Origin of the sequence: Flavivirga abyssicola (assembly GCF_030540775.2) — a bacterium.
In the GTDB taxonomy this organism is placed as follows: domain Bacteria; phylum Bacteroidota; class Bacteroidia; order Flavobacteriales; family Flavobacteriaceae; genus Flavivirga; species Flavivirga abyssicola.
Genome location: NZ_CP141266.1, coordinates 4149310 through 4172243, shown reverse-complemented (window position 1 = coordinate 4172243; position 22934 = coordinate 4149310). Strand labels below are relative to the sequence as shown.

22 protein-coding genes are annotated in these 22934 nt (G+C 28.3%); all 22 read right to left on the bottom strand.

Annotated elements, in window-relative coordinates; translation table 11 throughout:
• Positions 1-49: 49 nt before the first annotated feature.
• The gene (locus tag Q4Q34_RS17500; RefSeq protein ID WP_303317711.1) at positions 50-652 is read right to left on the bottom strand and encodes a sugar transferase; all 603 of its coding nucleotides are present in this window, start codon (positions 650-652) and stop codon (positions 50-52) included.
• A gap of 30 nt (positions 653-682) precedes the next feature.
• Positions 683-1351, bottom strand: a complete 669-nt coding sequence (locus Q4Q34_RS17495) for an acetyltransferase (RefSeq protein WP_303317710.1) — start codon at positions 1349-1351, stop codon at positions 683-685.
• A gap of 42 nt (positions 1352-1393) precedes the next feature.
• The gene (locus tag Q4Q34_RS17490) at positions 1394-1642 is read right to left on the bottom strand and encodes an acyl carrier protein (protein ID WP_303317709.1); all 249 of its coding nucleotides are present in this window, start codon (positions 1640-1642) and stop codon (positions 1394-1396) included.
• A 5-nt stretch (positions 1643-1647) separates the two neighbouring features.
• A complete protein-coding gene (locus Q4Q34_RS17485) occupies positions 1648-3144 on the bottom strand; it encodes an AMP-binding protein (protein WP_303317708.1) in 1497 nt (498 codons plus the stop codon).
• An 18-nt stretch (positions 3145-3162) separates the two neighbouring features.
• Positions 3163-4257: a hypothetical protein gene (locus Q4Q34_RS17480; RefSeq protein ID WP_303317707.1), complete on the bottom strand. Its 1095-nt coding sequence runs from the start codon at positions 4255-4257 to the stop codon at positions 3163-3165.
• Between the two features lie 22 nt (positions 4258-4279).
• Entirely contained in the window at positions 4280-4888 is a 609-nt protein-coding gene (locus Q4Q34_RS17475) for a formyltransferase family protein (protein ID WP_303317706.1), read from the bottom strand.
• Positions 4872-5480: a sugar transferase gene (locus tag Q4Q34_RS17470; RefSeq protein WP_303317705.1), complete on the bottom strand. Its 609-nt coding sequence runs from the start codon at positions 5478-5480 to the stop codon at positions 4872-4874. The genes Q4Q34_RS17475 and Q4Q34_RS17470 overlap by 17 nt, the downstream gene beginning before the upstream one ends.
• 135 nt (positions 5481-5615) lie before the next feature.
• Positions 5616-6929 carry a phenylacetate--CoA ligase family protein gene (locus Q4Q34_RS17465; protein WP_303317704.1) on the bottom strand — a complete coding sequence of 438 codons (1314 nt, stop codon included), beginning with the start codon at positions 6927-6929 and terminating at the stop codon, positions 5616-5618.
• 1 nt (position 6930) lies between these two features.
• Complete coding sequence (locus Q4Q34_RS17460; RefSeq protein WP_303317703.1) at positions 6931-7974, bottom strand: sugar-transfer associated ATP-grasp domain-containing protein; 1044 nt, start codon at positions 7972-7974, stop codon at positions 6931-6933.
• A gap of 108 nt (positions 7975-8082) precedes the next feature.
• Positions 8083-9240 carry a glycosyltransferase family 4 protein gene (locus Q4Q34_RS17455; RefSeq protein WP_303317702.1) on the bottom strand — a complete coding sequence of 386 codons (1158 nt, stop codon included), beginning with the start codon at positions 9238-9240 and terminating at the stop codon, positions 8083-8085.
• 152 nt (positions 9241-9392) lie between these two features.
• Positions 9393-10544, bottom strand: coding sequence for a GNAT family N-acetyltransferase (locus Q4Q34_RS17450; protein WP_303317701.1), 1152 nt, complete (start codon positions 10542-10544; stop codon positions 9393-9395).
• A gap of 25 nt (positions 10545-10569) precedes the next feature.
• Complete coding sequence (locus Q4Q34_RS17445) at positions 10570-11778, bottom strand: GNAT family N-acetyltransferase (RefSeq protein ID WP_303317700.1); 1209 nt, start codon at positions 11776-11778, stop codon at positions 10570-10572.
• 25 nt (positions 11779-11803) lie between these two features.
• Positions 11804-12979 (bottom strand): GNAT family N-acetyltransferase, encoded by a 1176-nt coding sequence (locus Q4Q34_RS17440; RefSeq protein WP_303317699.1) that lies wholly within the window; start codon positions 12977-12979, stop codon positions 11804-11806.
• Positions 12980-12985: 6 nt separating this feature from the next.
• Positions 12986-14176: a GNAT family N-acetyltransferase gene (locus Q4Q34_RS17435; RefSeq protein WP_303317698.1), complete on the bottom strand. Its 1191-nt coding sequence runs from the start codon at positions 14174-14176 to the stop codon at positions 12986-12988.
• Between the two features lie 4 nt (positions 14177-14180).
• A complete protein-coding gene (locus Q4Q34_RS17430) occupies positions 14181-15137 on the bottom strand; it encodes a GNAT family N-acetyltransferase (protein WP_303317697.1) in 957 nt (318 codons plus the stop codon).
• A 43-nt stretch (positions 15138-15180) separates the two neighbouring features.
• On the bottom strand, positions 15181-16194 hold the full coding sequence (locus Q4Q34_RS17425) for a GNAT family N-acetyltransferase (RefSeq protein WP_303317696.1): 1014 nt from the start codon (positions 16192-16194) through the stop codon (positions 15181-15183).
• The gene (locus Q4Q34_RS17420) at positions 16184-17146 is read right to left on the bottom strand and encodes a hypothetical protein (protein WP_303317695.1); all 963 of its coding nucleotides are present in this window, start codon (positions 17144-17146) and stop codon (positions 16184-16186) included. The genes Q4Q34_RS17425 and Q4Q34_RS17420 overlap by 11 nt, the downstream gene beginning before the upstream one ends.
• Before the next feature lie 5 nt (positions 17147-17151).
• Positions 17152-18558, bottom strand: coding sequence for an MBOAT family O-acyltransferase (locus Q4Q34_RS17415; RefSeq protein ID WP_303317694.1), 1407 nt, complete (start codon positions 18556-18558; stop codon positions 17152-17154).
• A 60-nt stretch (positions 18559-18618) separates the two neighbouring features.
• A complete protein-coding gene (locus tag Q4Q34_RS17410) occupies positions 18619-19536 on the bottom strand; it encodes a hypothetical protein (RefSeq protein ID WP_303317693.1) in 918 nt (305 codons plus the stop codon).
• 5 nt (positions 19537-19541) lie between these two features.
• Positions 19542-20744 carry an MBOAT family O-acyltransferase gene (locus tag Q4Q34_RS17405; protein WP_330444554.1) on the bottom strand — a complete coding sequence of 401 codons (1203 nt, stop codon included), beginning with the start codon at positions 20742-20744 and terminating at the stop codon, positions 19542-19544.
• A 253-nt stretch (positions 20745-20997) separates the two neighbouring features.
• The gene (locus Q4Q34_RS17400; protein ID WP_303317691.1) at positions 20998-21237 is read right to left on the bottom strand and encodes an acyl carrier protein; all 240 of its coding nucleotides are present in this window, start codon (positions 21235-21237) and stop codon (positions 20998-21000) included.
• A gap of 13 nt (positions 21238-21250) precedes the next feature.
• Positions 21251-22735, bottom strand: a complete 1485-nt coding sequence (locus Q4Q34_RS17395) for an AMP-binding protein (protein WP_303317690.1) — start codon at positions 22733-22735, stop codon at positions 21251-21253.
• Positions 22736-22934: the final 199 nt, after the last annotated feature.

Here is a 22934-nt window from a genome sequence, read left to right as displayed (position 1 = left end):
TTATAGGTTGATTCTTTTATTAATCGAATTTTGTAAACATTTTTATACCTTAATTACCTTTCCATGTAGGCATAGTCATATTTTCATTAGTATTAACCCCGTCTTTTTTAATAACTTTGAGAACTGTTAGGAAAAAAATTTTCACATCTAAGCTTAAGCTTAAATTCTTTACATACCATACATCATATCCGAATTTTTGATCCCAACTTAATGCATTCCTTCCTTTTACTTGTGCCCATCCAGTAATACCTGGTCTAACATGGTGTCTTGTTTTTTGAACATCGTTATATAATGGTAAATATTCTACCAATAAAGGTCTCGGGCCAATGATACTCATATCTCCTTTTAAAACATTGACAAGCTGTAAAACTTCATCTAACGAATATTTTCTTATAAAAGCTCCTGGCTTTGTAACACGACTAAGGCTATGCTCACCCTTTTTAGAATTCGGATTTAAATCCGTCATCGTTTTAAATTTTATAATCTTAAAAAGCTTTCCGTCTTTGCCTGGTCTTTGCTGTAAAAAAAAGGGTTTACCTTTATTGGTAAAGATTAATACCATTATAATAATTAAAATCAGCGGAGATAAAACGATTAAGCCTATTACTGAAATTAAAAAGTCCAGAAAATGTTTAAAAAATAATGAGTACATTAAATAATTCTTATTTGTTTAAAAAACATATTATTTTGCTAAATATGGTTCTCCTATTTGTCTATCCCTAATCTTTTTTCCTGGTACACCATATACTAGAAGGTTATTTCCTATATCTTCCAGAGCTAAAGTTCCAGCCCCAATAACAGTATGCGTCCCTATGTTTATATCCTGAATAATCGTTGCTCCTATAGACACTGCCGAAAATTCGCCTATGCTAACATTCCCGCCAATGGTTGCGTTGGGAGCCAAACTGGAAAAGCTATGCATAATACTATCGTGTCCTAAAGACGAATTTGTATTTAAAATACAAAAGGGGGCTATTTTAGCTTCAGTATTTACTATTGCCCCAGCCATTATAACGACGCCAGGTTCTATTTTTATATTGTTACATAAAATTGCGTTTGGGTGTATAGCTGGTAAAAACTTAAATTCTGGAGCAACTTTTTTAATAATATCCCTCACTTTATTTCTTGACCAATTATCTCCAATAGCGATAACCCCTCCAACAATTTTTTCTTTTTCTATCAACTCTGGTATTAAATCTTCTTTTCCTAAAATGCTATAACCCATTATTTTTTGATTAGCATTTTTGTAAGAATCAATAAGTCCAATAATTTGATACTCATTTCGTTTTTCAATGATATCGATTATAACTTTCGCGTGACCTGATGCGCCAATAATTACTATTTTTTTCACCTTTATTATTTTTTGGGGAGAGGGTTAATAATGATGAAGTTACTAATTTATTGACAATTCTGTTTCAATAGTGTTTAATAAATCCCCAACACTGTCCATATTCATTAGATCCATTAACTTAAATTTAATATCAAAGGTTTTTTCAATCTCAGTAATAATCATCATATGTGTAATTGATTCCCAACCATCAACATCTTCTGCTGTTGTTGTATTTGTAAGTTCAAAATTATTATGCTCTAATACTCCTGAAAATACTTTAGTGACTTTTGTTAAAATTTCTTCTCTACTCATAAGTTTTATTTTATATCGAAATGTTTTTTTAATTCTTTTCTATCAATTTTACCGTTAATACTGTGTGGAAAATTTTTTATGAACCTGACATGCATCGGAATCATATAATTTGGCATTTTAGTTTTCATATACTCAAAAATATATGAGGTATCAAAAGGTTCAGATTCAATAGCCAATCCTAGTTCGGCATTACCAAGTTTATTATTAATATCTAAAGCAACTATATTGACTTTTTTTTCAGATTTTGATTTGGCATGAAATTCAATTTCTGATAGCTCGACACGATACCCTCTAATTTTTACTTGAAAATCAGCTCTACCCACATAAAGAAAATTATTGTCCTTATCCTTTATGCATAAATCCCCTGTTTTGTAATACCTTATATCTTTACCATTTTCGTTTCTAACAAAAAAACTTTGTTTATTTCTTTCTTCATTTTTCCAATATCCTGGTGTTATTTGTGGACCTCCTAAGCAAAGTTCTCCTGTTTTACCAATAGAAACTTCTTCATTATTTTCGTTTACAACAAGGTATAGCGTGTCTTTTTGAGGTGTTCCAATGGCAATTATGCCATTATAGGCTTTTGTATGCGTATCTTTATGGTAGGGATAAAAGCCGCTATAAACAGTAAACTCAGTTGGTCCGTAATAGTTAAATATTTTACAATTAGGTAAACATTCACTCCATTCTTTTGCTATATCACTATGTAGGGCACCGCCTCCAAAACTACAATACCTTACAGATTCTTCATTGATTTCTGGAAAATAAGGACGTAAGTAATTAATTATTGACGGTACCATAGTAAGAACTGTTAGTGCTTTCTCTTTGATAAGTTTGAAAACATAAAAATATTTTATAGCTCCTTTTGGTATGGTATACATACATGACCCTGCCAACAAAGGAAATAAATAGGTAACAACAGAAAAATCAAACGTTAACTCGAACATTTGAAGACATCTGTCTGTATTATTTAGATTAAATTCTGGCTCTGAATCTACGGCATTTACCAAAGCTTGTACATTATTAAATGTAATAGGGACTCCTTTTGGCACACCAGTTGTACCTGAAGTGAATAAAATATATGCTAAATGCTCTCCTGAGAAATCTTTTGGACTTAGGCTAGGGTGGAGGTCTTCTAGAATACTTGAATTGATGACTTTGTAATCATTATAAATGGATTCTTTTGAAGAATCAATGACATACTTGGTTTTTGTTAATTCAAAAATATGATGGTTTCTGTCTAAGGGTGTTTCTGGGTTTACAGGCACGTAAGCTTTTCCTTCTAACCAAAGTGCAACAATACTGGCATATGTCTGAATATCATCATTAGTAACTAAGCCAATTAACTTTTCGTTTTCTTCAATGGTGTTTACAATAGCTTGCCTGATTTTTCTAACTTCAATTTCAAAATCTTTATATGTAAAATAAATATTACTGATACATAGTGAGTTATGCTCTGCATTTTTTTCTATTGATTTCTGTATGCTTTTTATAAATTCCATTATTATATAGTCAAATTATTAATAAAAATGACCGTCTCTATTTAAAAGATTTACTTTTTCCATATTCAATCTTAAACTATTGTGGGCTAATCCTTTTTTTACAACTTTATGGGTAAAAATGGTTAAAAAACGTGTTTTTATGTTTTCTGCTAGTTTAGTATCATCGGTAAATATAAATTTAGCTTTCTTTTTTATAAAATTTTCAATCAAAGCATTTACACATAAATCATAATTTTCTTCTTTTTCAACTAAAAAATACTTTACATTGAATTCATTGTAATTAATTACATAAGATAAAAAGCCTATTATTTTTTTGTTATTAATAATTTTTAAATTGTGTATATGTATGTTAGTACTAGTACCAGTTCCTAAAGATTGATATTGTTGTTTTTGTATAATAAATTGGGTATACTGTCTATTATCTATTTGCCAATTTATATATTCTTTTGATTTTAAAATTAAATCACTTTCACATAAGGGTTTGATAAAATTCCAAACATCCTCATCTAATTCATTAATATAATGATATTCAAGGTCTTTAGTGCTTTTTTTAAATTTATTATAATTAATTTTATTTGTAATTGAAGCTATTATATAATCAAATTTATCAAGAATAGCTTTAAAAGGTTTTAAAAACTTAAACCTTCCAATTACCATAGAAGGGTCTACACTTAAAAATATGGTATACCTTAATCGTGATGCAATAACTGTAAAAGGTTGTTTTTTATAAAAATCTCCAATATGTTCAGCGTATGATTTTATTATTATTTTATTATCAGTCAATCTTAGTGCTTCTAAAAAAGCATAAGTCCCTAGAACTGTTTTTTTATACTTTGGATTTACCCACCATAAAATCATCCAATACACTTTTTCGATTGAGTTGTTTTTAGTGTTCATAAAATCGGGAATCATGTAAATGAAAGAAATCATTTTTTCGCCTTCCTTAGCTATTAAACAACAATAATCATCTTCTTCAATTCGTGGGTTTGTCAATAACCACAGAGCTTTACTCTTTGGCAAAGGAGCAAGCCCATTTTTCCAATAAATGTTACGATCAACGGCAACTTGCAACATTTTTTTAGTTAAACCTTCAACCTTTATTTCTTGATTCATCAAATTGTTTTATTAAAAATGGCTATGTTTTTAAATTTTTGAAATGCTCTTTTTCAATTTTACGTATGGTTTTTATTATTATAATGATGCCTTCTTTTGCGAATTTTTTGTATAATGAATCAAACGTATCTCTATCTTTGATCTTAATTGCTTTTTGGCAAAGTATGATTCCTTGATCAATATTATGATCGATTATATGAGTTGTAATACCTGTTATTTTTACGCCATAATCAATTGCATCTTGTATAGCTGTTTTTGTTGCTAAAAAGCTAGGAAATAATGATGGGTGAATATTGATAATTCTATTAGGGAAAGAAAGTAACATGTCCTTCTTTATATAGTATTTATAGTTTAGCATAAATATATAGTCAATTTCTCTTTTCTTTATTTCTTCAATTAGTGCTTTTTGGTAGCTGATTAAATTTGAAAAGTCTGACTTTATAAGTTTAAGGGTTTCTATTTGATATTTTTCGGCTAACATTTTTGCCCCACAAGGTTCGGCTTCATATACAACTAATTTTATAGAGGACTTTTTTAGTTTTCCATTTTGAAAAGCTTCAATGGTGTCTTTAGCATTTCTTCCCCAACCAGTAACTAAAATAGCCCAATTTATATTATTTTCTTTCTGCATCTAGATCTTCTATAACTGAATTTGGAACAGCAATAACATCTTTTGATATTATTACCTTTTTTATAGTTTTAAGAAATATGCTCAAGTCAAGCAAAAAGCTTAAGTTTTCAACATATTCGATATCTTTTTTTAGCCTGCTATTCCAGTCTAATAAATTTCTACCAGATATTTGTGCCAAACCAGTAATACCAGGTTTAACAGAATGTCTCTTTCTTTCAAGTTCGGTATAATAAGGTATATAGCGTATTAGTAAAGGTCTAGGTCCTATAAAACTCATATTACCAATTAGAACATTTATGAGTTGAGGAAGTTCATCTAAAGATGTTTTTCTTAATATTCGACCAAGTTTGGTTAATCTTTCAGAATCAGGTAATAAGACACCTTCTTTATCTTTTTTGTCATTCATGGTTTTGTATTTAATGATATGAAAAAAAACTTCATTTTCCCCTGGCCTTTTTTGAAGAAAAAAGACGCTCCCTTTATTAGATATAAATAGAAAAGTAGTGATTACTAAAAATAATGGCGAAAATATAATTAAACCAAAAATGGCAAAAAATAAATCAAATAGTCTTTTAAATATAGTTTTATACAAACTCCAAAGGTTTAATTATACTCTATTTTGCTGCTATTAATTTTAAATCCAAATATATGATTATATATAGAACTAACGTATTAGAAATTGTTATTTCCGTTATTTTTCATTTTTTATCGTTAAGGTGTTTGTTTATTATTGACTTGGATTACTTTTGTAATAATTATTTATTGTAGCCTTTCTTTTTCCTGATGCCAGTAATGGAATTTCATCTACATAGCCAATTTTTAATTCTGCATCATTACCTAAATAACCTTTAAATTCATTAATGATATCGACTTCTTGTTTAAACTCGTTAGCAACATTAAGTTTTAATAAATATTCCTTTTGGGTTTCTTGAATTAGTTGACCTTGAATGATACCTTCATATTCTACAACATTAGCAACTATAAAAGAAGAAACGATTTCTCCTTTTGTATTATATATGATGTCAGCTTTTCTTCCTTCTATATTTTTTAGCAAAGGAGGACTAACCTCGTAGTTAATAGTCCCTACATCACCTGTATCATAGCGTATTAAAGGGATGGCATAATTATGTAAATCAGTAATAATTATTCTTCCTGCTTCACCATTTGTTACTGGAACATCCTCATCTATTTTAAAGATCTCTACATAAAAACTCGCCCAATTTATTGAGAAACTATCACTATTTATTTTTTGCTGGGCTATTATTCCGTTTTCAGTATTTGAGTATCTAGAAACCACATGTGCATTAAAATATTTACGCATAGATCTTTTTGTGTATTTATTAAGACCCTCAGACATTGCTATAATTGATTTTACATAACTGTTTATAGGTTTAGATTTTGTTTTATCAAGATACTTACATATGAGTTCATATCCAGATGAGTATCCTAACCAACCTTTTGAAGATTTATCATACTTAATTTTATTTATAATACTTTCTACATATGAGTCGTTAAGATTAACAACTTCTAGTTCTTCAATATTCTGTGCAAACTTTGTGAAAAAAGGCTTTCTTAGTAAATCGTCCCAGTGTCTTAAATATAAAAGTTTATATCCAATCTTAAAACCCGCTAATTTTCCGAAGTAAATAGAGTCTGCTATATTTCTAGAAACTTTATTTCGATTTTGATTGATTTTTAAAGCACTGCCAGTAGAGCCACTAGTTGAAACTATTCTTGTTTTTTTATTTGTAAAACTACTCGATTTAAATTCTTTAATGCGAGCTCTTAAAATGTTCTTGTTAATTACTGGAAAGTCTTGTATTTTTTTATAATTCTTATAGAATAAGGTATGCTTATTAGCATGATTTATTAATTCCATTAATTTTTTTTCTCTGAGAGCTTTTGATTTGGGTGTAGAGAAATTTTCTAAAATATAAGAAATCTCCTTATAGTGACGTGTTATTTTTAATCCTTTAATCATGTCTAAAAACCAAAAGGATATAAATCTTAGATATTCTAAAAATGATATTAATAATTTCATTTTAGTTTTTAATTTCTTTTAAAATTTCTTGAATTTTTTCATGTTTACAATAACCGCCATAGGCAACGTCTGTCATATGCAAAGATGGTCCGTAATTACCTTCAATAATTACTGGACCATTTTTAGTAATTGCAATATCCCAACCAATAATTTTATTTGGTAAACTTTTACTAGCAAGTTTAACTAAGTTACAAGATTCTGTAACAAAAGGTATTTTATATCCGTTTAATACAGTATTGGAGTCTGGATGTTTAGTGAATTCTTTGCCTCCCTTAATAATATCTTGCCTCCCTTTTCCCTGAAGCTTACCGGTCTCTGTATTTACCGAAATATAGAGACCTCCAGTACTGGCATTGTCTGTGAAACTACCTCCAATTCCAAAACGCATGAGTGCAGATAGTACATGAATATTTTGTTGTTTATCTATATAGGTATCTATTCTCAAGGTGTTTACAGAACTTGGGTATATTTTATTTACATCTGGATGTTGAATAATAACTTCTTGGTGTACATAGCAGTTTTTTAATATGGAATCTCCAAACTTTTCTATTTGAACTTTTAGTTTTTTTCTTTCTAAAAGGATGCAACCTTTTCCTCCAAAACCATTGAAAAGTTTTAAAAACAATTTTTCTTGTTTATTATTTTTAAATATGCTTTCAAAAAAAGAAATAAGGTCTGGTTTCGTATTTATTGTAATAATGGTTCCATTAAAAAAAAAGCTACTATTTAAATTGTAACTTACTAAAATTGGCGTTGGTAAATTGTTTTTTTCACAATAAAGAGCAAAACTTAGTTTGTTATCTGAAATAGATGATATCTCAGGAATAAACATCTTGGGAGATTGAATAATACTGTAATATTGTTTTAGACTTAAATAATTTCTATAATCTGTAACATCTTTGCGGTACAGAAATTTTCTAAAATAATCAATAGGGAGTTCTTTTTTTATCCATGCAAAATGTAGTGACTCTTTAAATACCTTTAACCACCCTTTTTTATTTTTATCTTTTATAAATACTTTTAAATGTGTAAGTCTTAAGAACATTAAATTTTTATGGTTAAATTAATAAAATTAACAATTTCACTTTTGAATAATCCCACCACCCGTAAAAGATATAGCTACTAATTTTTAACTTAAACGCTATTAAGATATTTAATTTAAACCTTGATACTCAGCAAGCAAAGCATCCCAGACTCTTTTTCGTTCAAATTTAGAAACTATATTAGCTCTAGATTGTAACCCCATTTTTATAATTTCTTCTTGGTGTGATAATATGTAGTTCATGGATTCATAGATTGCTTTCTCATCTTTTACAGGAATAATAAATCCATGTTTTTTATGTTCAATTATTTCATTACAACCGTTAATATTTGTGACAATACTTGGTAATTCCATAGCTCCAGATTGCATAACTACATTTGGAAAACCTTCTCGATAACTAGGGAAGACCAAAGCGTTGGATATCGCAAAATAAGGTCTTACATCGTCTACCCAGCCAGTACAAGCGACATTTTTGTTATTTTCTATTATGTCCATTGACTTTGGTAAAAGCGGATCTAATTCATTTTCATATGTTCCTACTAGTAATAGTTTTATCTTTTTGTGTTCTTTGCTTATTTTGTCAAAAGCTATCATCAATTCGTTTATCCCCTTATCGGTAACCAATCTGCCAGTATACACAAATACAAAATCACCTTCTAAAATATTTAAATTTTTTTTAAGTTCGAGTATTTTATTTTTATCATTAAAAATTGTTGGATCAAAATATGAAGTATCTATACCATTTGTGCTTCCATTGGCTATAACTTTTAACTTATCTTTTTTTGTGAAATTGTTTTCTAAAATAATATCTACCAACCCATACGAGTTTGGATATATCTTGGTTGCGCATCTATAAGTTATTTTTTCAACAGTATTGAGAATGAGTCGTTTAAAACCTGTGGCTTCAACAAGAGGGAGGCCTGCTATGGTATGTAGTCTATGTGGTACTTTTGCCATTTTTGCTGCAAGCATAGACAATGTTCCAGCTTTTGGTGTGTGAGAATGCACAATAAAGGGCTTTTCTTTTTTAAACACTTTATAGAGCTGCCACACAGCAAAAAGATCTTTAAACGGTGTTATTTTTCTTGTCATTTCAACCGCTATGGTTGGAACATTTTCATACGCCGACACTCTTGCTAATGCATTGTCTTTTCCTTTTGATGATACTGCTACTATATCAAAATAGTTAGACATAAATTTTAATTGTCCTTGTAGCAAGCCACTCAACGACAATGGAACTGTAGTGACTCGAATAATTTTCTTTTTCATAAAACCGGTTATGCTTTAACCTATTAATTGTGCGGTGACAAATATATAAAAGTAATTAGTTTTGATTTGCTTTTCTCTTTCTATTACTGAGTTTTAAGATAAACAGCGTTTTGATTAGGAGGTATTTTATTATGCTATAGCTAAAATAAAAATTAAACATGGCATGTTACTTTTTGATAGCTCTTTATACCTTTAATTAAAAATGAACGTTCGGTAGTGTATTTATATATCTTCACATCATTAATATGCCCTGTTGTAGTATATAAAAAATCGTATATATACTTTTGCAAAAAATCCTTTTCGTCTAATTTATTTTGTTGTATTTCTTCAAGATTAGCCATGTCTAGATCATTAATTACTTTAATTTTAGACAGTGCAATATTACTTTGCTTATCTTGTTTCTTTGTAAAAAATCTATTAATTTTTGGATAAATTTCGTTTAAACCTTTGGATTTAAGGAATTCTTTAATTCGGATTTTCATCATAATTAATTGTGCTTGGAATTTTGCTTGGAAAGATGAATTCTTGTAGACCACGTGATGATTATATCTATAAACATTATTGCTCCACCTTCTTTTGTAATCCATGCCTCCAACACCCATTTCAAAAAGCTTATAGGCGTTATTGGCACACCATTCGATTTGCTTATATATTTCGATATGACCTAATCCAAACTTTGAATAATTAATATTAAATGATGAAATATAACTAAATAAGACTTTATCAAAATGATAATTTAATGAAACCTCTATGGGCTCATCTTCATTATAAATAACAAATAATGAGGCCTCTTTGTTTAGGATTTTTTGGTAAGTATTTTCGACTAATGCCTGCCATTCAAACAGGTTTTTGTGTGTTTCATTTCGTTCTTTAAACCTATTAACAATCATATTGTGTAGTGACTGCATGATGAAGTTGTAATCTGTCGAAGAAATTGCTCCATAAAACATGCTGTACTTTATGTTGAAACATAATTCCAATCGCTTGACATATCTTGTTAGAATGTTTCTCTTTTTGGAATTAAAATGACGTTGCATATAAGCATCAATAGAATCGGAAGTATTGAGTAATATCGAATAACCCCAATTGTACTGTGGGATTGTTTTACTTCTAAATGTGGTGTCTCTTAAGTTGAACTTAAAATATTCTGGAACTAATCTGAATGTAAATATGCTGTTTTTTAAAACTTCGGAGTTTTTATTTAAAATGTTTAGTCCAAAATACTCAATACTTTTATAAAGATGGTTAATCTCTGGTGTTCTAAATAGAAGAGGAAAGATTACTATTTTATTTTTTTTGTCCATTGAATTTTTCAAATTAAAAATTAATTTAATCTGCAATTACTATTTTTTGTACACTTTTTAAACCTTTAAAATAAAAAGTCCCCTTATTATCGATGTCTTTGTATATATTAACATTATTTACGAATTCTTGACATTTATGTAGAAAATAATTTAATGGTTTTATTAAAAACCTGTATTCTCCTTTGCTAAGATCTATTGTATTTAAGCTCTTAAGCTCTGGTATTTCTGAAACCGTATTATCCATATTAAATTTTATTTCTTTAGGTGGTTTACTTTTGGCTTTGATGAGTCTGTATTTATATTTAACATATTTACTATACCATAAATGCATTTTAGTTTTTTTTAGAAATTGAATTAGCCCAAATCTGGTTTTCAATTTTATTATTTTAATGTGTGCTATCATTGAAGCTTGTAATGACTTTGAATTGTATATAACTTGCTCTCTATACATATAATTTTCATTGACATATTTTCGTTTATGCAAAAAATCACCTCTACCCATATCAAAAAGTTTAAAGTTGTTTTGAAAAGCCCATTCTAAGTGATTTATCATATTGATGTGCCCTAAATTAAACATTTGATAGTCTATATCGTAACAACTATTCCAATGAAAAACAGTATCTTCATCAATAAAGTTTAGAGAGATGTTAATGGGGATATTGTTATGATATATAGCAAATATGCAGGCTTTTTTATTTAATATCAATGAATACATGATCTCTTTATATAATTCTAAATAAGGCAATTCAAAATTCAATTCTTCTTTTTGATCAAAACGCCGTTCAGTCATTGAGAATAAATTCTTAAAAAGTAAGTGGTAGTCATCTTTTGAGATATCTCCGTAGAATATTTTGTATTCTGGAGCCATACATAAATCCAATCGTTTTCTGTACCTTTTTAATTGGGATTTTCTGGGTCTGCCTAATTTATTATTTAAGTAGTCTTCTAAGTCTTTGAAAGCTGTTAAGTTTATTAAATAACCAGCATATAGCGAAGTTGTTAACTGTTTTAAATGCTTATCTGTATTAATAAGCTCGGTTGAAAAATAATCAGGAACATCACTAATACTATATATTGATTGTTTTATTTTAAAATTGGAATTAGAATTTGTTCTATAAATAACCCTTTCTGTAAACGAATTGATCACTTTTTTATAAAAAGTGGGGAAGCCCTCTTCTTTAAAGAAGATGTCCAGAAAAAAACTTACGTTGATATGTTTTTTATTTATTTCCATTTATGACACAACTATTTCTTCATTTTTAATCTATTGTTACTAATTGGCTTTGGTTTTTAGACTTTATTAAAAACGTATTTTGTGAATTATTAAATTTATAAACAGATACATTATTAGTGGATTCTTTAGATATAAATAAAAAATCGTATAAAGCCTTTCTTAAAAAGGCATAGTCATTATTTTTTTCAATATCTATCAAAGCTATATTCCTTATGTCATTTTTGGTAGGATTGGAAATGATAAACGTTGATTTTTTATTATCACTACGTGTTATTCCAAATATTTTTTTGTTAATTTTCTTATATGCGAAATATAGCTTTGAGTTTTTAGTGGCTGTATAGCATTTGTATTTAATGACTTCTTTTATATAAGCTAATTTCCCAATGAAGGACGCTTTAATCGAACTCGAATTATAAACAATATGATTATAATAATGGTAGCATGTTGTCGCCCATTTTACTTTGTAATAATCGTAACCTTTTAAAAGATCATAAACTTCAAAATCATTATTGAAACACCACTCAATACTTTTAAGCATATCTATAGCACCTAAATGAAACTTAGAATAATCAATGTCATAGCCACTAATAATATAAAAACTCAATCGCTCTTTATGCATATTTATTCGAATGCTTATAGGCTTTTGCCCATCATATATAACATATATACTTGCTTTTTTATTAAGCACTAAATCATATACAATATCATGGAATTCATTCAAATGTTGCAATTCATAATTCACCTCTTGTTTTTCATTGAACCTTCTTAATAATAGATGCTTTAAAACAACAAAAAGGTTATCATATTCTGGCTTGGGAATGGCTCCATAATAGCAGATATAATTAATATTAAAACAAGTTTCTAATCTATTTTGATAACGTCTTAGGTTAGATCTGCTCTTGGCACTAAAATTTTGTTCTAAATAATCGGGAAAACCTTTAAATAATTGGAAATCTATCAAATGACCTTTTAGGGTTTTTATTTTAGACAGGGAAGTTTTGTTTTCTGTTTCTTTAATATCTACGTGCAAATAATCTGGTATATCTTTTATTAAAAATACTTGTTTATTTGTATGTAGGGTTTTACTAGTTTCCGCTTTGTAATCGAAACCTTTATTATCTGAAATTGAACCATAGATAGGAGGGAGGCTACTTTTTGCTAAAAACGCTTTTAAAAATGTTATGTTTTTAATAATTCCCATAAAGACCTATTGAAAAGTAATTTTCGATATATTATTTTTTCCTTTTATAATATAAACATCTCTTTCCTTTTGAAATTTAAAAACTTCAATGGTATTTATTGATTCCTGATTGGCATATAAAAAATTATATACGGGTCTTTTTAAATGGCTAAATGTTTCATTATTTATGTCAATATTAGTTAAATTGGCATTTGAATCCATTAGCTCAAGCTTTTCAATAACTATTTTTCTTGAACTGGTATCCATATTACTTAATTCTCTATTTCTATATCTATATTTTAAAAAATTATGGTATAGTATATTAAAATTCAACTTCTTTAAAAAACGCACCAATGTATAGAAAACACGTGTTCTTGTCACTATTAGATTTGCTGAAATGCTTGCTAAAATTGACTTTGAGTTGTAAAGAATATGCTTTTGAAAATTATATTGGGTATCAATTAATTTAGTTTTATAGGGATAATTTCCTTTAAGTAAATCGAAAATCTCAATTTTATTGTCAAAGCACCAATCTAACTGTTTTATGAAATCTGTAAATCCTATGTAGAATTTAGAGTAATCAATATCATAAGTCCTTACATAACCGTAAATAGTTTTATTTCTTACTAAGTTTAAACAAATACTAATAGGCTTTTTATCATTATAAATAACAAATAAAGCGGCTTCCTTACTATTTATAAGTGGATAGGCTATGTCGTAGTAAATATCCCATCGGGATAAATCGTAATTCTGTATTTTTTTTTCCAGAAACCGATTTTTAATCATCTTATGAAATGTTTCAAAAAGAAAGTCGTATTCGTCTTTTGAAATAGCCCCAAAGTAACTTTTGTACTCGATATCGAAACATGTTTCCAACCTCCGTTGGTAGGTTCTAAATTTCGATCGTCTTCCAGAACTAAATTTATGCTTTAAATAATGGTCTGTGCCTTTATAGTTTTTAAGTAGAATTAATGATCCCTTATAGGTATTTATAATTTTTAATTTCCAATTTGTGTTTGTAATAGTCCCACTTAAATAGCTGGGAAAATCATAAATACAGTACAAAAAGCTTTTGTCTTTAAGTTCTAACTTTGTATTTTTATAAATGGGCGTACCTGAAATATTATTTATAATAGCACTATAAATAGGCAATGCTACTTTTCTTTCTAAAAAAGTACTTAATACGTCTAAACTTTCTGGTAGTATTTTTTTTAGCATGCTACTAGGGTCTTACTACTTTGCTTTTATAAATGTAAAGAAGCTTATCAAACACAAAAAAATTACCAATTATATTTTTATCTCTTAAAAATTGCAAGAGTTTTAGTTCGTGCGTAATAATCTTAGCGAATAGTATTGATAGTATTGATTTTTTATTATAAAAAATGTGATGGAAAAAATAATACTGATGATTGCTCCACTTTTCTTTATAATAAGTATGTCCCATAGAAAGATCAAATATGGCAATATTGTTGTGTATTAACCATTCAATATGATTTACCATACTTATATCTCCCATGTTATATTTGGAATAATCCACATCATAGGTTTGAATATGACTAAAAACGATATCGCTTAAATGGAAATTCAGGGTTATTGCAATAGGTTTTAAGTCATCGTAGATAACATGTAAAGAAGCTTTTTTATCTAATATTTTTTGAAAAGTAGAAGCTTTTAAATCGTCCCAATTCAATAAATAACGGTTATGTACCTTCTTCTTTTTAAATCTTGTTTCGAGTAACCTGTAGAAATCCTCAAAAAGAATTTCGTAGTCTTGTTTATCTATTTGTCCGAAAAAAAAATGTGATCTAATATTGTGGTTCCTATAAAGTTTGTTTGTTTTTGCCTTTAAATTTTTCTTGTTTCTTTTATTTAGAGTGCTATTTATAAAGTTATTAACATCTACAAAACCTTCTGTCTTTATCAAATACCCTTTGTATTGTAATATTTTTTTTAATTTAAAGGAAGAGTCTTTAAAATGAAGGGTAAAACTTAAATAATTGGGGATATCTTTGATTAGATAGATGTTTTTGAAGTTCCCTTTACCAATATTTTCAATGCTGAAGCTATTTTGTGTTAATGTATTAAAAACTTTAGCATCGTATAATGAACTTATTTTTTTATTTAAAAATAAATCAAAAATTAAATGACTGTTTCGAATAGAAAAAAGCTTGTGGATCATCTAAACAGATTGGTCTTTGTTAATGGCTTAATTTACTCAATATTTATTCAGCATATCTCTTTTTGTTTAGAAAAAAGCAGATCTCATGAATAAGATTTGTAATATGTTTTTTTCTAAGAAATAATTTAAAGGCAAAGAAATTCTTATAAATCCATGCTAGCGTTTTGGCTATAACTGATTTTTTATCATAAAAAATATGGTATTCAAACCAATATGGCTTGTTTGCCCATCGTTGCTTATATTCAAAATAGCCTTTAGAAAAGTCTAAAGTCTTAAAATTATTTTCAAAACACCATTCTAATTGCTTCATAATACTAACGGTACCCAGTCTAAACCTTTTGTAGTCAATATCGAAAACCCTAATAACATCTATCATGGTATCATTTGACAAATTAATTAAGGTAATAGCAATAGGTTTGTCTTTATCGTATACTACAAAAAGTCCAGCTTGTTTTTTCAAGAGCATAGGTAATGTAACTTCTTTATAAAAATTCCATTCCTCAGGATTTAAATTATTATTTACCGTTTTCTTATCAAAAAATCGTTTTTTGAGAAGCCGTTTAAAATGATAAAAGATGTCTTCATAAGCTTCTGGAGTTATATCATCTAAAAACATTTTATAATGCACATCACATGAAGCTTCTAGTTTGCGTTTGTAACTGTTGAATTTATAGCGGCTTTTTTTACTAATAACTTCAAGTAGATACTCTTCAAGTGTATTGTATCTTTGCAGATCGCATATGTATCCAGGATACTGTTTGATTTTATAACAATTTAAATCTTCATTTTTAATATTATTTTCTACATTAAATGCAGGAACATCAAAGATTATGAAAACATTATTTTTATAATCATTATAAATGTTATTAGATAAATTATATGAAATCCCTTTTGTATTAGTGCCTCCTGTATTGCAATATACAGGTAGTTTTTTATGTTTTACAAAAGTAAGTGTATCAACAAAACTAAAATCAAATGGCTTTTCGCTATTGTTGAAGTGTTTTAGCCAAATAGACCTAAAAGTTTTACGTAAATAAGGGGTTTTGTTATTTACCATATTTATTCCTTTCCATTAAACTATTTCTGATATCCTTACCCAATAGCTTAGAGAATTTCTTTGCACTAGTGGATAACATATGAGACCCGTCATAAGTTTTATAGTCACTACCCAATGATGAGTAATTTAAAAACTTAACATCATGTTGTTTTGAAATACTATCAAATTGTTTGTCAAAACCTTTCCATAAATCATTTTCTGTTTTTATAATATCAGTATCTGCAGGTAAACGAACAATGAAGACATTGCCAATTGTTTTTAAATATTGAATAGTCTTTATAAAATAATTTAAGCGGTAATTCGAAAATTGTTCTTTCTCGACTTTTCGTTTATAGTATCTGATTGTTAACGATTTCCAGTGATTGATATCATTTTCTCCAATCTTGTTAAATCTACCATTTTGCGTGATTTCATTCCACCCACTTGGATGTGGTTTATGATGATCCCATTTATCAAAATCATGCAACGTATTATATAAAGGAAGCGGGTAGGTGCTAACAATATAGCTATAGTTTGGCGCTGATGTGAAATTATCTATTTTACCAATAATACCTTCTTTATCCATGTCGAAAATGTTTTTATCGTTCATGCCAAAAGGCGCAGTAAAACTTCCTGGGGAAATTGAAACTATAAAAAGACCATTTTTAGAATTCGGTTTTAACTTTTTCTTTATTCCTCTTAAATATATTTCACCATAAGATGATTGAACCGTATTCATTGCAAAATTCACAATTGGTTTTTCAAATGAACAGTTATTTAATTCTTCTTCAATAATTTCAGGAGAAATGCCTTCACTTGCGCGAGACAACCCTAAAATTAAACCATTGGCTTCTTGAGAAAATTTATTATAGTAAGGGTCTACATATTCTTTTGAAAGCTTATCCACAAAAAATGCATAAACAGCAGCAAATAAAATACAGAAAATGACTATTTTAAAAACAAAATCCTTCATAACCGTTAAAATTGAAAATATATAAATGTATTTTGACGATTAATAGCAAATAAAACTATAACTAAAATATAGCTCAAATATATTGACCATCTCACTGCCGTTGATTTATTTAGAACCAATTCATGAATTTTATCATTTCCTTTAAAGTAATGGATTGTTTGAATACCTATTATAAAGATAAAGTTTAAAATAAGTTCAAAATAATTATTCAATATGTTAACATGCAAACCTGTAATGTTAAACATACTTTTAAAATATAGAAAAGCATCAGTTATAGAAGGGGATCTAAAAAAGATTAAAGGTATGCTAAGGCATATGGCTAAAGAACACCACCCCAATATTTTAATTATAGTTTTAGGAACCTTAAGGGTTTTAAAAATTAATTTTCTAATACCGTTGGTGCTAAATTCTATAATAAGGAGTACAGCATTCAATATGCCCCAAATAACAAAAGTCCAATTAGCACCGTGCCATAAGCCTACAATAAAAAATAAAATAAGCACATTTCTTACAACTTTTAACTTAGAGCATCTAGAACCTCCTAAGGGTATAAAAATGTAGTCTTTAAGCCAATCCATTAAAGAAATATGCCACCGTTTCCAAAATTCTGAAATCGATGTGGCGAAATATGGTTTGTTAAAATTTTGAATTAAATCAAATCCCATTGTTTTGGCTGTACCAATTGCTATTGATGTATAAGCAGAGAAATCGTAATAAATCTGAAAAGCAAAGAAAAATGAACCAATAAATAGAGGGAGTCCATGATTAAACTCAGGATCTTCAAAAGCAGCATCAACATAAACACCTAACCTATCGGCAACAACAACCTTCAAGAAAAATCCCCAAGCTATCATTATAAGTCCTTTTTTTAAATTTGGCAAATGAATGCTTATTTCTTTTTTTAATTGTGGAATTAGTCTAGAGGCACGTTCTATGGGGCCTGCAACTAATTGAGGAAAAAACGACACATAGAGTGCAAAAACTCCAAAATGTTTTTCAGGCGAAATTTTACCCCTGTACACATCTATAGTATAACTAAGTGTTTGAAAGGTATAAAAGCTTATACCAACAGGTAATAGTATTTGATTAAAATTATAGGCTCCGGTATGACTAGTATCAATAATATTTAAACCAAAGAATTTAAATATTCCTTCTATTGATGAAGTAAAAAAGAACAAATATTTAAATGAAAAAAGGATGCCAATATTGGTGAAAATGCTTGTGCAAAGAAGATATTTTTTTATTCTATAAGAAGCATTAGGCATTTTTAGGGCACAAAAATAGTCTACGGTAGTTGAGATAATAAGAAGTAAGGCTAATGATGGTTCATGAACCATATAAAAAAAATAACTCCCTAAAAGAAGCCATAGCCATCTGTTTTTATGGGGTAACGTATAGAAACCAATAATCATTATTGGAAAGAAAAGCAAGAATTCAAACGAGTTGAATAGCATAAAATATTAAATATTGAATTACTTCTGAGTTATTGAGTCACAAAGAGCTTTCGTGAATTTTCCACCACCATATTTATCTATATGATGACCATCGTATGTTTTGTATTGAAGCTTATCCGAATTATTAAAATTAAAAAATGGTATTTCGTTTATCTTTGCTATAGAATCAACAATAGTACTTAGTTTTGGGTAGTACGAATTTTCAAGGGTTAGAAACTCCTTACTTATAGGCATTCTTATTAAATAGACTTCTCCATATTTTTTTAATTCTTTAATAAGAACATTAAAACTATTGACTCTGAAATCTGATATTTTGTACATATTTCTATCTTCGAGAAATAAATCTATTTGATGTTTTCTCCATGTATTAAAAACTAAAGTATCTGTAGGTAAATTGGACTCCTCTAACCAACCATCTTTATGCGTTTTGGAATTCTTTCTAAATAAGGCCTTAAAATGAAAATAAGCAATGTTTTTTAATAAATATTCATAATTTGGATTGACATCAACTATATCCATATTATGAGGAGGTTGATTAGCTTCTCTAAATTCTCCTAGATCATTTCTAAAACCTACTTTAGAAGTCAAGAAATCGGGTGTAATAGATATAATGAATAACCCATTGGTTGTCTTCTTGTCTAATTTTTTTAGTATACTTTCTGTATATAAAGGTCCAGATATGGCTTGAGATCCTGTAAAGCTATAATTTAAAATAGGAAGACCATACTTCTTGCTGTTATGGAAATATTGATTAATTATACTAGGCTGGACTCCTTGAAAACTTCTTGAGTCCCCTATAATCATTGATTTTACTTTGGGTGTTGTGAATTTTTCATAAAAATAGTCAACGTTACCTCCATAATTCATTAAAATATATGTTAGAATAGCTAAACATATCATAGAAAACAACCCTAATTTTATAAATAAAGTTTTCATAATATTTAAAATTGAAAATAAATAAAGGTTTCTGCACTTTTACCAAAAAATAAGATTAATAAAAAAATGAATACATATAAGCTCCATCTGATTAAAAAATTATATCTACTTATCTCAAAATCATGAAGTTTTTCTCTATGCAACCATTCTACAAGTATAAAAAAGCATAACAAAACTATGGTTATTAAATAATTTGAGCTTAAAACTTCTAAAGGAAAACTAAAAAGACCATTAGAAAAAATTAAAAATATATAGTCAAAAGCATCCGAAACATTATTAACTCTAAAAAATACATCAGTGAGCATTATTAAAATAAATAACAAGATCATTTTTATAAGCTCAGCAAAAGATGGCAAAAACTTACCTTTTGCTACTATTTCCGATGTGTTCATTTTACCAGAATATACTAATGGAATAAAATATACCCCATGGAGCAATCCATAAAACACAAATGTCCAATTAGCTCCATGCCAAAAACCAACAAGAACAAATGTTGTAATAATAGAAATGATCAATCCTTTTTTTTGATAATTTCTTAGACTAAATGATAGTGGTGTAAATACATAATCCATCATCCAAGTGGTTAAAGAAATGTGCCACTTTCTCCAAAAATCACTAATATTAGTTGAAAAGAAGGGCGTTGAAAAATTACGCATTAATTGAATACCAAAGAGCTTTGATATACCTATTGCCATATTGGAATATCCAGAAAAATCAGCATATAATTGGATGGCATAAAAAAATGTTCCTAAAAGTAATACGCTTCCAGATTGATTTCCGTAGTCATTAAAAATAGGGTTTACTATAGATGCACAATTTTCTGCAATAACAATTTTGGCAAATAGCCCCCATAAAATTTGCCTGAGTCCATCAACAAAAACAGGGTAAGAAAAATTTCTTTTCTCTTGAACTTGAGGCATCATTTTTGAAGCTCTTTCAATAGGACCAGAAAGGATTTTTGGAAAATAGCTTACAAAAACTGAAAATTCCAAAAGGTTATCGCTAGACTCAATTTCCTCGTCATAGATATCTATAAGATAGCCCAATGTTTGGAAACTGAAAAAACTAATTCCGAGTGGAAGTAATATTGAGAGTGTACTGTAACTAGCAGTGGCTCCAAAAATATTTAAAATTCCTACAAATCCGTCATAGAAAAAATTAAAATATTTGAAGTATAACAAAAGCCCAATATTAAATATTAAGCCCATATACAAAAAACGTCTTTGTATAATCTCATTTGTAGTATTGCTGATTTTTTTTCCTAAATAATAATTAAGCAGGATACTTATTAAAAGTAGAATTAAAAACCTCCAGTCTGCCCATGCATAAAAAATTAAGCTAGAGATTAATAATAGTATATTTTGAAATACTTTGCTTTTCTTAAAAAATAACCAGTAAACAAAAAGTACTGGTATTATAAAAGCAACAAAATTAAATGAGTTAAATACCACAGTTTGTTAATTATATTTTGCTTTGTATCACAGCCACTAACGAGCCCATGTTTTTAAGTTTATTTAAGTCTCTAAGCTTAAATTTAATATTGAAAGCTTCCTCTATTTTAGTAATAATCATCATATGCGATAATGAATCCCATCCGTCTACATCCTTAGCTGTTAATTCATCGCGCATTTCAAAGTTATTATGCCCCAAAATAGATTTTAATACATCACTTATATTTTCTTTTATTGTTAAGGTCTCCATATTATCTATTTTATTAAATAAAAAGTTCTGTTAATTTATTTCTATCTGTTTTTCCATTTGTGTTCAAAGGAAAGTTTCCAATAAATTTTATTTGTGTTGGAATCATGTACTTAGGTAATTTAAGATTTAAATTTTCTATCAATTGTTTAGTATCCATAGGTTCCGATTCAATAACCAAACCTATTTCTGTATTATGGATATTATTAGTAAAAGCAATAGCTATGGCATTAGCTTTATTCAATGCAGCTTTAGCATGAAATTCTATTTCAGATAATTCTACTCTAAATCCTTGAATTTTAGCTTGAAAATCAACTCTGCCTAAATATAAAACATCTCCATCTTCATCGGCACGACATAGGTCGCCCGTTCTATAAAACCTAGTTTCTTTTCCATTATGCATTTTATTAAAAAAGACTTCTTTGTTTTTTTCTTCATTTTTCCAATAGCCAGGAGTTAGCTGTATTCCGCTTAAGCAAAGTTCGCCCTCTTTTCCAGTTTCAACTTCATTGTTATTATCATCTACTATTATGGTAGATGTGTTTTTCATGTCTTTGCCTATGGTTAAAACACCATTATGTGCTTTGTTTTCAACATCTCTTTTATATGTATAATCCATGCAGTAAATAGTACATTCTGTTGGTCCATATACATTAGCAATGGTTGCATTAGGGATGCACTTACTCCATTCTTCTGTAACGTCTAACGGTAAAGCTTCTCCACAAAACAAACTATATTTCATTGATGGACAATTTATTTCATCAAAATAAGGTCTTAAATAATGTAATATAGAGGGAACCATTAACGAATAAGTCAATTCATGATCTTCCATAAGTTCAAAAATATAACTATATTTAATTTCATCTTTTGGTATTGTATAAATACAAGCTCCTTTAAGTAAAGGTGCTAGATATGACACAACAGATAAGTCGAAGGTTAATTCGAACATCTGTAAACATTTATCATTCTCGGTGATTGTATAATCTAATGCCCATTGAGCATCAATAAAACCAGATAGGTTTCCAAAAGTAATAGGAACTCCTTTAGGTGTACCTGTTGTTCCTGAGGTGAAAAATATGTAAGCAAAATCTTCATTTGATATTTTAATAGGGTGTAAATCAATCTTCGAATCACTAAGTTTTTTGGTCATTATCGAATTAACACTGTTAAAAGCGCTATCTAGTGAAGAATCAAGAACTGTAATAACATTAGCTTGTTTGATTACTGACAAGTTTCTGTCTTTTGGAAATTCTGGATTTAAGGGTACATAAGCTTTACCTTCTAGCCATAGTGCAATTATCGAAGCATACGTGTAAATATCATCATTAGTAATTAATCCAATAAAGTGCTCGGTCTTCTTTACGTTTATTTTTAATTCACTTCTTATATTTGATATTATTTGAGCTAAATCTTTATAAGTATAATATGTATTGTTTATATAAAAAGCATTATTTCTGTAATTATCAAGAATAGACGATTGTATTTCGAATGTTAAGTTCATATGAAAAATAAATTTATTGAGGGGCAATAATTATGCGGCTAACTTATAATATTCATTTTAAATATCAGTAATTTATTCTATGAAAAAACGAAAATATTCGGTGTAATAAGGTTTGAAGAATTATTTGATTGATATAAGGATAAATAATTAAAAAGAACTATGTGAAAATTATTTTTAACACATTAGAAAAACACTTATA